General features: G+C 42.1%; 11 protein-coding genes. 3 read left to right on the forward strand and 8 right to left on the reverse strand.

Annotated elements, in window-relative coordinates; all coding sequences use genetic code 11:
- Together IM515_RS12710 and IM515_RS12715 are read right to left on the reverse strand one after the other, a co-directional pair.
- A partial coding sequence (locus IM515_RS12710) for a helix-turn-helix domain-containing protein (protein ID WP_287630627.1) occupies positions 1–162 on the reverse strand: 162 nt, incomplete at its 3' end.
- A gap of 237 nt (positions 163–399) precedes the next feature.
- Entirely contained in the window at positions 400–1,404 is a 1,005-nt protein-coding gene (locus IM515_RS12715; RefSeq protein ID WP_287630626.1) for a sulfate/molybdate ABC transporter ATP-binding protein, read from the reverse strand.
- Between the two features lie 280 nt (positions 1,405–1,684).
- Between IM515_RS12715 and IM515_RS12720 the strand changes: the two genes are divergently transcribed.
- Positions 1,685–2,482: a sulfite exporter TauE/SafE family protein gene (locus IM515_RS12720; RefSeq protein ID WP_287630625.1), complete on the forward strand. Its 798-nt coding sequence runs from the start codon at positions 1,685–1,687 to the stop codon at positions 2,480–2,482.
- Positions 2,483–2,492: 10 nt separating this feature from the next.
- Here IM515_RS12720 and IM515_RS12725 read toward each other — a convergent pair whose 3' ends face one another.
- Together IM515_RS12725 and IM515_RS12730 are read right to left on the reverse strand one after the other, a co-directional pair.
- Positions 2,493–2,927, reverse strand: coding sequence for a YidH family protein (locus IM515_RS12725; RefSeq protein WP_002767348.1), 435 nt, complete (start codon positions 2,925–2,927; stop codon positions 2,493–2,495).
- A gap of 132 nt (positions 2,928–3,059) precedes the next feature.
- Entirely contained in the window at positions 3,060–3,743 is a 684-nt protein-coding gene (locus IM515_RS12730; protein ID WP_287630624.1) for a cadmium resistance transporter, read from the reverse strand.
- A 146-nt stretch (positions 3,744–3,889) separates the two neighbouring features.
- On the opposite strand from IM515_RS12730, the gene IM515_RS12735 reads away from it, so the two are divergent.
- Positions 3,890–4,810 (forward strand): LysR substrate-binding domain-containing protein, encoded by a 921-nt coding sequence (locus IM515_RS12735; protein WP_287630623.1) that lies wholly within the window; start codon positions 3,890–3,892, stop codon positions 4,808–4,810.
- A gap of 505 nt (positions 4,811–5,315) precedes the next feature.
- Here the strand turns inward: IM515_RS12735 and IM515_RS12740 are convergent.
- From IM515_RS12740 to IM515_RS12750, 3 genes are all read right to left on the reverse strand, one after another.
- Positions 5,316–5,672 carry a hypothetical protein gene (locus IM515_RS12740; RefSeq protein ID WP_287630622.1) on the reverse strand — a complete coding sequence of 119 codons (357 nt, stop codon included), beginning with the start codon at positions 5,670–5,672 and terminating at the stop codon, positions 5,316–5,318.
- A 340-nt stretch (positions 5,673–6,012) separates the two neighbouring features.
- The gene (locus tag IM515_RS12745; protein WP_002767352.1) at positions 6,013–6,354 is read right to left on the reverse strand and encodes a type II toxin-antitoxin system HicB family antitoxin; all 342 of its coding nucleotides are present in this window, start codon (positions 6,352–6,354) and stop codon (positions 6,013–6,015) included.
- 41 nt (positions 6,355–6,395) lie between these two features.
- On the reverse strand, positions 6,396–6,647 hold the full coding sequence (locus tag IM515_RS12750) for a type II toxin-antitoxin system HicA family toxin (RefSeq protein ID WP_155119774.1): 252 nt from the start codon (positions 6,645–6,647) through the stop codon (positions 6,396–6,398).
- A gap of 197 nt (positions 6,648–6,844) precedes the next feature.
- On the opposite strand from IM515_RS12750, the gene IM515_RS12755 reads away from it, so the two are divergent.
- Positions 6,845–7,306 (forward strand): DUF29 domain-containing protein, encoded by a 462-nt coding sequence (locus IM515_RS12755; protein ID WP_287630620.1) that lies wholly within the window; start codon positions 6,845–6,847, stop codon positions 7,304–7,306.
- Between the two features lie 77 nt (positions 7,307–7,383).
- Here IM515_RS12755 and IM515_RS12760 read toward each other — a convergent pair whose 3' ends face one another.
- Complete coding sequence (locus tag IM515_RS12760; protein WP_287630618.1) at positions 7,384–11,256, reverse strand: Eco57I restriction-modification methylase domain-containing protein; 3,873 nt, start codon at positions 11,254–11,256, stop codon at positions 7,384–7,386.
- Positions 11,257–11,677 lie beyond the last annotated feature (421 nt).

Consider the following 11,677-nt stretch of genomic DNA (forward strand, 5'->3'; position numbering starts at 1 on the left):
AGAAGTTTGAGCGTAGCCTACTCTTTCTTGCTTTTCGTACCAAGCTTGTGTTCGTTCGTGGAGAGCTTTGTTGTAAACCAATCTTACACAGCCCAAAGTGCGCCGCAATAGCGACTCTTGTTCGGGTGTGGGGTAAAATCGGAACGAGTAGGCTTTTTCCATGTCTCACATTTTAGCATATATTTCGTAAACGATGCTCATATTTAACAGTAAAGCCGTCGTAGAACGACGGGGTTTCAGACCCAAAATTTTCGATGACGATGAGTGCCTGTGACTTTGTGCGGAACCTGATCACACCATGTATGGCGATGCTGTGGGTGCGACAAGTCTATTATTGGGACAAGGAGAAAAACTCTATATCGCACCACAGAATTTAATCGAGTTTTGGAAAGTTTACTTTTAGGCAAAAACGCGAGCATCCCGAGGACGAACATAAACTTGCTCCCCGACTTTGAGATGCAGTTGATCCAGTTGTTCTCGATTCAGATGGGCAATCAGGAGAGAGCGATCGGGTAGAATTAATTCCACATCGATGGCCCAACCCAGATGGATAATGCGCTCGACTTTTGCCTCAATGCTAGACCCATTGGGAGAAGAGAGAATTTCTAGGTCGTGGGGACGGATAAAAATTTTGACTCCGTTACTACCCCCTCCCAGCTGCCCGAATAGTGCGGCCGAGGTCGGTGGCAAAACATTCACCCGGCCGATAAAACTCATCACAAAAGCAGAGGCCGGATGATCGTACACCTGATCGGGAGTTCCCACCTGTTCGATTTTACCCTCATTGAAAATTACGATCTCGTCGGCCACTTCCATGGCTTCCTCTTGGTCGTGGGTGACAAAAACACTGGTGACATGGACTTTCTCGTGTAACTGTCGCAACCAAACCCGTAGCTCTTTTCTAACTTTGGCATCCAGGGCCCCAAAAGGCTCATCTAATAATAATACTTCCGGGTCCACCGCTAAAGCCCGGGCCAAGGCAACCCGTTGACGTTGACCTCCGGATAGTTGGGCCGGATAGCGATCGCCTAATCCCTGCAATTGAATTAAACTCAAGAGATTGTCCACTCGTTTTTGAATGTAGTTCGGGGCAGCTTTGCGAATATTTAAACCGAAAGCGATATTCTGACGCACCGTCAGGTGTTTAAAAAGCGCATAATGCTGAAAAACAAAGCCAATATTCCTTTTTCTCACATTTAAATTGGTTGTGTCTTTGCCGTTGATGATAATTTTGCCTGTGTCGGGGGGTTCTAATCCTGCGATCGCTCTCAGGAGAGTAGTTTTTCCTGAACCAGACGGCCCCAGCAGTGCCACCAGACGATTCGATTTGATCTCTAGGTTGATGTTGTCTAAAGCGGTAAAGGTGCCGAATTTCTTCGATACTCGCTCGATGATGATACTCATGGTGGCTAATCCTCTGGCCAAAAAATGTATAGGGCTTGACTGTATTTTAACCATGATTCAATCGCAGTCGTATTAAAATACAATTACATTTTACAAGACAGCAAGAAAATTAAGTTAAGTTTCGATTCGGGAGATTACTGGTTATAAACAGAGACTAAAGAGATTAAACAGCGATAAAAGCTTACTATTACTGTTTTTTACGCTTTTAAATGCTTAATTAACTAATTTTGTTCCTTAACGACTAGAAACGCACTGGAGAAGAGAGACGACTGAGGCAAAAATGGACTATTCTTTATTGACAATATTTAGCTTTTTTATCGGAATTGTTGTGGGATTAACGGGAATTGGTGGTTCATCCTTGATTACACCCCTATTGATCTTTGTATTTCAGGTTCCCGCTACCACCGCAGTGGGTTCCGATGTGGTAGCGGCCGGGTTGATGAAAGTGGTCGGCACCGTTCGTCACTGGCAACAGCAAACGATCGAGTTAGAGGTGGTAAAATGGCTAGTAATTGGCAGTGTACCCGGTTCTCTGTTAGGATTAGTCGGTTTTCGCTATTTTCAGCAGAATAGCTCCCTCAATCTCGATCAATGGTTGCCTCATATCATCGGTCTTGTCTTGATGATCGTGACTGTCCTAGCGGCCCTGGAACTACTAATCTCCTTATTTTTTCCCGATTTGTCCCCTTGGTCCTGGCCAAAATTAGATTTAACCACTCGCTCTGGTCAGATAAAAACAACGGTATTAGGGGCAGTTTTAGGTTATCTGGTCGGTTTAACCAGTATTTCCAGTGGTTCCTTGTTTGCATTGGTCTTGATGACCTTTTTTCACCTTGATTCTCGCAAATTAGTCGGTACAGACCTATCGCAAGCGTCCATCCTCTTAACCTGTACTTCCATCGGTCATCTGGGATTAGGAACGGTAGATTGGAATCTGGTACTTCCCATCTGGTTAGGTGCGATACCGGGGGTGGTAGTGGGAGCAAGATTATCGGAATATTTGCCCAAAAATGCCCTAAAAATACTGCTTTATACGGTTCTAGTCACGGTCAGTTGGCGCCTACTCCAACCGACCTAATCCCCAGAGTTTACTCGAAGGTCATCATACTACCGATCAACAGATCGGGACTGGTGGCGACAAAATAGATAATTCCCGCACCGAGAATAACGATCGCTAAACTAAATAGTACCACCCATCGATCGGCTGGTTCGTAGGTATCTTCATCTATATCTCGTCTGACTGTAAAATAATGGGCCGTGGTCAAAAATACGGTCAATAAACCCACTAAAGCAAACATTAAGCCTAATTTCCAGCCATAACCGGGCCGGGGAACTAGGGGAGGATGAAAGGCCCGTAAGCGCAGGATAACCATACCAAAACCCATTAATGCGATCGCTGTTCGCATCCAAGACAGATAGGTGCGTTCATTGGCCAGATGATCGCGGACCCGATTGGGATTGACTTTTTTCGGTGTAATGCTGGTCTTGCTTTCCGTCACTGGTGATTTGAGAAAAAATAACATGATCGAGATGACTAGGGGTCGGTTTTAAGGGGAGTGCTTGAGAAGATGATGTTATTCTATGGCACTTGAGTGATGGATGGTATGGAAAAAATCTAAAATCTCTTTTTAAATGTATTTGTATTGAATCAGAAATTAAATAGATTCTGCTTGCTGCTGGAGAAGCGTCCATCCATAGCTTAAGGACAAGGCCAAGAAAGCGAGGGGAAGACTTTCCTTGATTATAAATACACCCAAACCGATCAGCACACAGGGGACAAAGTGGCTGCCGTGACTGGTAATTAAATTAGCGATCGCCGGTAATTGAGTTAACTGATGAGCAGTAAAACACCAAACACCCACCAAGATCAGAAAAACGCTGACGATAGTGACTAAATTTGGCCAAGTATTACTAGCGAACAGCGGCAGATAAATGCCGATATTATCACTACCATTGGCGATCGTAATTGCCGCCACAGCACCGGTTTGAGGGGAAAACCAGGCCAGCAAAGGAGAAGACGGTGCTGATTCTACAGCCATCTCCAGAGGATTATCTGTCTCGGTTTCTTCTCGCTGCCAGAGAGTCCGAATCCCGACAATCACCGGCAAAAGACCGAGAAAACGAATCCACTGAGCCGGAATCAAGAAACTCCCGAAAAAGCCGGTTAAACTCGCCAAAATCAGCAGGATAAAGCCTAAATACTGACCGATAACGATATGACGACGGCGAAAAAGTTGATTGACTTGGGTAAAAAGAATCGTCAAAATCAGGATGTCATCGAGATTGGTGGCAATAAAGGCCGCTATTGCTGTGGATATGGCAGTAATCATGGTAGTCATAGGATTTTTTTCTTAATCGGGTCTTCTGATCTCGATCGCCCTACTTCCACTCTAGAAAGAGCTATTAATAAAATCAAATATTCTTTCTTGTTGATTTAATAAATTAAAATGATGGAAAGACCAATAGAGACGGAAAACCCCTTGCCATGGCCAGAATGACCCTAGATCAACTAGAAATCTTTCTAGCGACTGCGGAACATCTCCACTTCACCAAAGCAGCAGAAGCTTTATATATCACCCAACCGGCTGTCAGTGCCGCCATTGCCTCCCTAGAAAATGAATACGGGGTGAAATTATTCCATCGCGTCGGTCGTCATATCGAGATCACGGAAACAGGACGTTTACTGCAATTAGAAGCGCAACGCATTCTCACCCAGGTAACTTTGACAGAAAGGGGACTGGCGGAATTTAACGACTTGCAACGGGGAGAACTACAATTAGGGTCGAGTTTGACTATTGGTAACTATTGGCTGCCGGCAAAAATTAGCGATTTTCAGGAGCGCTATCCGGCAATTAAGATCAACTGCACCCTAGCTAATACGGAAGAAATCTGTCTGGGTACGGCTAACGGACGTTTTGACCTAGCATTAATCGAGGGAGAAGTCAAAAGTGATTTAACAAATTGTTTAGAACAGGAGATCGTCGGCAGCGATCGCCTATTAATTATTGTCGGACGTTCTCATCCCTGGTATAAAAGAGAAGCGATCGAATTACCCGAATTAGTGGAAACCCCTTGGGTAATGCGAGAATCGGGATCGGGAACTCAACAAAGATTCGAGGAAGCGCTACGGAATTGGGGTATCGATTTACGCACATTAAAGGTGACTTTGCTGTTAAATACCGGAGAAATGGTGAAGGCAATCATCGAGAATAGTTCGGCAGCTGCCGGTATTTCTGAATTGATGGTTCAAAAGGAATTACAATTAGGCACATTGCGATCGATTCGAGTCATCGATACTTCTGGTTTATCCCCTCGCTATCTCGAATTTATGCGCCCTTTTTTAAAAATAAAACACCGTCAGCGCTTTCAACCCCGTGTCTGTCAAGTTTTCGAGCAGATGTTGTAATCTGCTTGCAGAATGGAATTAGATACTTCTAGTTCTTATTACAAATTTTTGGAGATGTCTTGTCTCGTTACCAAGATAGAACCTTAGAATGAGACAAGGGAGGGTCTCCCTCCTTTCCCTGATAGGTTATAAGTAGCTGGTTATAATTAAATTAAAAATGGATTTTAGGTTCGATCCCCCCTGCCCCCCTTGATAAGGGGGGTGCCGATAGGCGGGGGGATCTGAAAGTTTTTAATACCTACCTACTTACAAGAGGTGGAACCTCTAGAAATGCCTTGCAAGGGAGACCCCTGCAACAAGCTAATACCATTTTTCTAAAGTAATGGCAGAGATGGTTAATTGCCCTCACCCCCAATCCCTATCTCAGAAAGGGAGAGGGGCAAGGGGATGAGGGACACGAATAAAGAAAAATGGTATAACCCTTACCTTGCAATACCAACCATACTGTTTTGAGTGACGCAGCCTTGATAGTCCTGTCACTGAAAAAGGGGGACTCTTGGTTCGTTTAGTCTAATTTAAACTCTGTAACATTGCCTTTCCCGTCAGTATTACAGTAACCAGAAACTTTTTTCTTCGGCACAGACCAATTGTAGCTTAATCCACCTCGGTTGATATCTTGGAGTGTTGTTTCTCCCGCATCAATAGAAGACTGAAGTGTTGCGCCGAGAGTCACATTAATATCGGACATCGAAACGTCGCTTCCCATATGGGAAACAACGGCATTTTTGCAATTGCGACCCCAAGCAGCAATACGAGCCTCAATTTTGGCATCGTCGTTGGCACTTCCAGGCTTCATCCAGGTTAACCCAAAAGAAACAGAAAAGAGAACAGTTAGGGTGGCGAGAGAAAGAAGTTTTTTCATGGCTAAAGTATTCGAGCAATCAATCTAATTTTGAAGTACACCGAGTATAATACCTCCTAGAGCGTAAAATAGACCAGATTTTTTCCCGTCGTTTATTAATTAGAGTTGGCTGAATGAAAGCGAAATATAGACGAGAGAATGGTTTTGGTGTCCTGTTTCGTTGCGGAACAGGTGCGAGATTTTGAGCGATAGCAGCGAATTGCGTTCGCTTCGTTCAAAAACCTTCCTCGTAACCGTTCATAAAGCTATGTAGGGGAAATTATTTTTGGCAAAAGAGATGGGGAACGAGGTAATATAAATCTCTCCTTTTAACTCTCAAAAATTGTCATATATAATATTTTTAGCCGACAAGTTCTTGGGCTTTCTGAGAAAGAACCTCATCCATCCAAGCATTGATACTTTTACCTTTTTTAGTTGCTGCTAAATAGATTTTACGATGAATTTCGGGGGTTGTTTGATAAGGTAGCTTTCCTGAAAAAGGTTGATCGGGTTCTTCTCCTAATTCTTGGCAAAATTCTAGATAGTCATCAACAGATTCATGAAAACACTGTACAGCTTCTTCAATAGTTTTGCCGTGAAAAGTAATCACATCTTTAATGTCAATGACGATTCCAGAGATCAGATTATCGTCAAAGTCAATTTCAAATTTACCTGTATATCCTTTATAAGTTGTGGTGTACATAGTTTTTGTTTCTCTCAATAAATAATCAATAATTGAGGCAATTAAATGATATTAGCATTTTCTAAAAAGAGGCGTATATCCTTGACGCAACTCTTGCCGACTTCATTGTGGGGATGGGGTTTATGAAAGGTGGCTTTGACTCCGTTCAGTGATATCCTCACCCTAGAACCACTACCTTGAGAGACAATTGCTCCTAGCGCCCTAAACAGCGACTCCACATCATCCCATTTGAGATCAGCAGGGGGAGGCGAGTTCTGAATTGCATTCAGAACTCGCTGTTGCTTTTTGTTCATTGAGTAAGGTTCAGTAACTTTTTTTCGTATTATATCAGTATTTTTAGAAAAAGGAAGACTCTCTACGGTATTATTTAATCTATCAATAGGATTGGTTTGAACCCTTTACTTGTAAAATCGTGCTTCGCTGTTCTATACTGGCGGAACCTGTCATCTCCAGGGTTCCTTCCAGCCGACATTTTAGGTAAAGTTCCAATATGAAAGATCAAGCGAATTCCCTGTATGAATCCGACTTCTACGGGTGGACAGAGCTACAAGCGAAAGCTCTAGCCAACCGACAGGTAGAAGCTCTGGACTGGCAAAACTTACGGGAGGAAATCATTTCCTTGGGTAAACAAGAATATCGAGAACTGGTGAGCCGTCTAACCGTTTTGGTAGGACATCTTCTCAAATGGGAATATCAGCCAGATAAACGTTCTCGTAGCTGGTTTTTGACGATTAGAGAACAGAGACGAGGGATCAGACGGCATCTAGAGGGTAATCCTAGTTTAAAATCCCGGATACCGACGGCTTTATCCGATGCTTTCGAGGCCGGAGTCGATTTGGCTTTACGCGAGACGGATTTACCGATACGGACTTTTCCCTCTCACTCTCCCTTCACCTTCGAGGACATCATGTCCGACCATTTCCTCTGCGATACGAGTCAGGATTGGTCGTAAATTTAACGGTTATACCGCCTCGACGGGTATCTGTATTTCAACAAGTAATTTAAATACGCGGGCAGCTGATTCTTTTTTTACTCTCTCCCTTCAATAATTTTAATTTCTTCCTCGCTTAATCCATAGAGTTTATAAACAATTAGATCGATTAATTCATCGATCGTGCTTAATTGTTGTTTTAGGGGTAAAAGTTTATCTAGACTGGTTTGATATTCTTTTTCTAGGGTTTCCTGTATTTGACGATCTAGCAAGTTAACGCTAATTTTCTTTTTGTTCTTTTTCAGTATCTCCCACAGTTGATCGCAGCTAAGATGAGGTTCGCTTTTTTGGTAGTCACCGAGATAGTTTTGGATTTTTGATTTGTTGGTTAAATTATCGATCGCACTGCCGATTATTCTCTCTAAATATCTCAAAAAGCTTTTGATTTCTTTTTGTTTTTCCCGATTTATCTCGATCATTTGTTCTGCTAAGTAGGCCAGAATATCATGGACTATATCGGTTTCCTCTCTCCTAATATGTTCCTCGATTTCTTTTAATATTTCTTGCTTTTCTTGATAACTTTTGATAAGTTTCTCTAAACTCTGTTGACGGCGATCGCTTTTAGTGTTAAAAGATATTTTAGGAATAAAAATTACGTTTAGCTCGTAGGCATTAATATGATTAGTCGTACTTGTAAGGCTGAATCTCCATTCCGATAATTTTGAATTTAAAAAAGCTAGAACTGTTTCTAGTTTATATTGTGTATCTACAATATAACCAACTGTGTCAGAACAAAAAAATCCCTCTTGAATAGTTGTTGCTATTATCCGTCGATAATTATCGATTGCTGCACCTCTTTGATAGGCGATTCTTCTCTTTAAATGATCGTATGCTTTAACTTCTTTATTTGTACCACGTTTTTCAAGGAATTTTGTTTTATTTAAATACACTGGGTTTCCTTGTTTTGGCTTTTCGTAAAACTCATAACGACCTATATGCGCTCCACGAAGAACTATTTCACCTGGAGGATCATCTGATATAAATTCTTTGAATTGCTGATTGAACATAATCTCTCCAGGAGTCGGATAACCAATGGTTTTAAATAAAACACATCTAGGATTTTCACATAGGTTTAATAACAATTTCCAAGACTCCTGATTGACTGTTGGTATAGATAAATTATCAGGATCAAATTTATCGATTTTTTCAGCATTAGCATAATATCGACGAGAATGTTCTAGAATATCTTTGCCCTCATGAGTTCTCATCAAGAAATCTAGCGGTAATATGCCATTAAAAAGAACATACACACAAGTGGATAATTTTGCTTCACGAAAAACCCGATTATTGGGGTCATCTTTTTGCGGAAAAGCTTCAATACATATCAAACTGGTTTTTTGTAAAAGCTTACGTCTTAACTCAAATGTAAAACGATCACCTAGCAGTGACATAGGAACAATAAAGCTATGATAGCCATTTTTCTTGGCGAGATTTATAGCTTTGGCAATAAATAAACGATACAAGTTAACTCTAAATGCTCTAGCTTCTTTATAAATTTCTGTATTATCTATAAATTGTTTTTCGTCAATTACTCTACCGAGAGCGGATTCTGACAATTCATCATAAGGAGGATTACCGATTACTGCATCAAAACCGGGGTTATCCTTCCAAGAAGCGGAATCAAGATCGATAAAAACTTCAGGAAATTCCAGATCCCAATGAAAAAAACGCTTACTTTTATATAAACTAGCTGCTTGGTCTAAAATTCGTTGATCTGATGGGGGTAACTTATCCCAATTAATTGCCGATATATTGCCACCGTAGCGCTGCAAAAACTCGATAGCAGTTTTAACCCCAAAAAAGCGAGAGAGGAAAACATCTAATAAACGCTTGTAGGGTTTAGCTTGACTATCAAAATCACGGAATAACTGTTCACTTGCTTCCACTTCTGCAAAAGTCGCATCGCTGAGGGTACTAATTCCCCGCATAATTTCCGCGGCCCGAAGTAACCCGACAAAAGGGCCAGTTAAAAGAGTTAATTGACCACTTTCTTCCTCGATCATAGCGGCTTCTGCGGCCTTGGCGGTAGTTCCGATCAGAGAATTACCACAACGTAAATGATGATCCAAAAAACTCAAAGGTGCGCCCACTGTGAAAGAATGTAACCAGAGACTAACCTTGGCCAATTCTACAGCCATCGGATTGATATCCACCCCATAAATACAGCGCTTCATCACCACTCTCTGTAATAATTGCGTTGGTTCAAGGGTGGGAGAATCGAGAATAATTCCCTGTTGTCGGAGATTGTCGATAATGTTTTTTCGGGTGGTTTCCAACATGGTTAAAACGGGATTATCTTCGGGATAAAGATTGAGAATCTGGATTAACTCATCGGTAAGATAGTCCACTGCTTCCACTAAAAAATGTCCGCTTCCCATGGCGGGGTCACAGAGTTTAAGATCAAGTAAGGTGGTGATCGCTTTTTTTTCTAAGCGTTGTAGCTCTTTTTGTAATCCCTGCTGACTGAGATTTCCTAAACGTCTATCGCTGCTTTCTTGTCTTCGGGTGGCGATTTCTGTCATCACATCCTCGAACTGTCGCGCCCTTTGCTCTAAAATTGGTTTGAGGGTATGACTGACAATATATTTAACAATGTAATCGGGAGTGTAATAGGAACCGGTGGCCTTTCTTTCTCCCCGATCATTTTCCAGATGCACCGATTCCCCCTCAATCACGATGCGATATTCCAGTAATCCTTCGTAAATTGATCCTAACTGTCGCACACCTAAAAAACTATAGTCGATCGGCTGTCCCTCAAAACGTGCTAACTTGTCTAGGATGGGCGCTAAAACCGCATCGGATAACTTATATTGACCGAGAAAACAATTCACCCGGCCTTCTTCCATGTCAAATAAACCCCCGTTGTAACGAGGTACGGCTAAATTAGCATCCCCTCGATCGACAATGCGGAATAAACTGAGGAGAGCATCGTATATTCCCGTCGAGGTGCCACTAAAGACCTGCTGACGATCGATTTTAATGGCAATTTCTCGCGTCTTCTGCAATAAGCTGTAATCGCGATAGTCTCCCCTCACCGGCAGCAAGTCCCGCGCTTCTGCGTAGAGCAGAAATAATAATTTATACAGCAGGGATAAACTCGCCTCATACAATAAATCTGGCTGTATGTCTGTATTTAATGATACAAAACCCTTAGAAATATCGGGAAAAATGCGATCGAAGACTAACTCTTTTAACTCGTTACCCACTCTGGTGGCATAGGTGGTACTCTCCTCCCGGACCCGTTCAAGGAAATTCTGACCGTGAATATCCTTAATAAAAGCCTCTTGACGGAAAAATAACCAGAAATACCGAAATTTTTGCCGGTCTCCCCCTTCTAATAGTTCCATCAAGTCCACTGGATAAAATTCCGTGGCTGTGGAGGACGCTTGACGGTAATATAAGCGCCATTCTCGACCATTGGTGAGAATACCCCAATCTACTCCCGTCCCCGTTAGATAATTGGTGATCTGAAAGGAAGGATTACTATTTTTCCAGATATCTCGCTGATCATTCTTAGAAACGTCACTAAGAGAACGTTGCCAGTATTTGGCCTCAGCGATCGCTAAAACTTGACTATAAAAGGCTGTTTCATTATTCTGGAGAGAATAGGCTTGATAACGGTCATTTTCTCCGGCAAATAGCGCATAATCTGGCCTTTCTGACCTTCCTTTTCCCCTACTGCTTACCTGCGGTATGTAACTAAAACCGAGAATTTCTAGAATCGGTTGTATTAATTCTGCTTCCGTTTGCGCTTCGTTAAGAGTCGGCAAAATCGCCTTTTTTTGTTGATAAAGACTCTCTAAGCGGCCAAATGCCACGGATACATCCTCTTGCCATTCCGGAGAATCCGGCAGCCGATGCTCAAGATAGTGTTGAGAAAAAAGTGGTTTATTGCTTGCTTGTCCTGACATGGGCAATTATCCTAACATTGAGGGTATCTAGCCTAAAAATGAAGAGTTCGCAGGCAGGCACGGATTCCCATTATATAAAAAGTATAAGGCAAGTCTCCGATTTTGTCAAGGGTTTTGGCAAAAAAAAATCGCCAAGACTTACCACAGCCGTAGGTATTGTAAAGCTTCAATACAAATATAGTCAGATATAGTCAGGCATAGTAATACATAGACATGAGACGATCAGACTATGCAAAAAAAGCAGCAATAAGTTATCGAACGGCTTGGAGGTGGTGGAAATAAGGGAATTTAACAGGCTATCAATTGCCTTCTGGTACAATTATCACAACGGATGACAACCCTTCAAAACCCGACGCTGAGTTAAAAGACAACGGACAATAATGTTAGTAGCCGAAAGACACATTATCAAGAAAGGACATAG

The sequence above is a fragment of the Microcystis sp. M44BS1 genome, assembly GCF_020244875.1.
In the GTDB taxonomy this organism is placed as follows: domain Bacteria; phylum Cyanobacteriota; class Cyanobacteriia; order Cyanobacteriales; family Microcystaceae; genus Microcystis; species Microcystis panniformis.

Bases quoted from the DNA above. Each gene is read 5' to 3' on its own strand.
- IM515_RS12715 (WP_287630626.1), bottom strand. From the start codon at position 1,404: ATGAGTATCATCATCGAGCGAGTATCGAAGAAATTCGGCACCTTTACC.
- IM515_RS12720 (WP_287630625.1), top strand. From the start codon at position 1,685: ATGGACTATTCTTTATTGACAATATTTAGCTTTTTTATCGGAATTGTT.
- IM515_RS12725 (WP_002767348.1), bottom strand. From the start codon at position 2,927: ATGTTATTTTTTCTCAAATCACCAGTGACGGAAAGCAAGACCAGCATT.
- IM515_RS12730 (WP_287630624.1), bottom strand. From the start codon at position 3,743: ATGACTACCATGATTACTGCCATATCCACAGCAATAGCGGCCTTTATT.
- IM515_RS12735 (WP_287630623.1), top strand. From the start codon at position 3,890: ATGGCCAGAATGACCCTAGATCAACTAGAAATCTTTCTAGCGACTGCG.
- IM515_RS12740 (WP_287630622.1), bottom strand. From the start codon at position 5,672: ATGAAAAAACTTCTTTCTCTCGCCACCCTAACTGTTCTCTTTTCTGTT.
- IM515_RS12745 (WP_002767352.1), bottom strand. From the start codon at position 6,354: ATGTACACCACAACTTATAAAGGATATACAGGTAAATTTGAAATTGAC.
- IM515_RS12750 (WP_155119774.1), bottom strand. From the start codon at position 6,647: ATGAACAAAAAGCAACAGCGAGTTCTGAATGCAATTCAGAACTCGCCT.
- IM515_RS12755 (WP_287630620.1), top strand. From the start codon at position 6,845: ATGAAAGATCAAGCGAATTCCCTGTATGAATCCGACTTCTACGGGTGG.
- IM515_RS12760 (WP_287630618.1), bottom strand. From the start codon at position 11,256: ATGTCAGGACAAGCAAGCAATAAACCACTTTTTTCTCAACACTATCTT.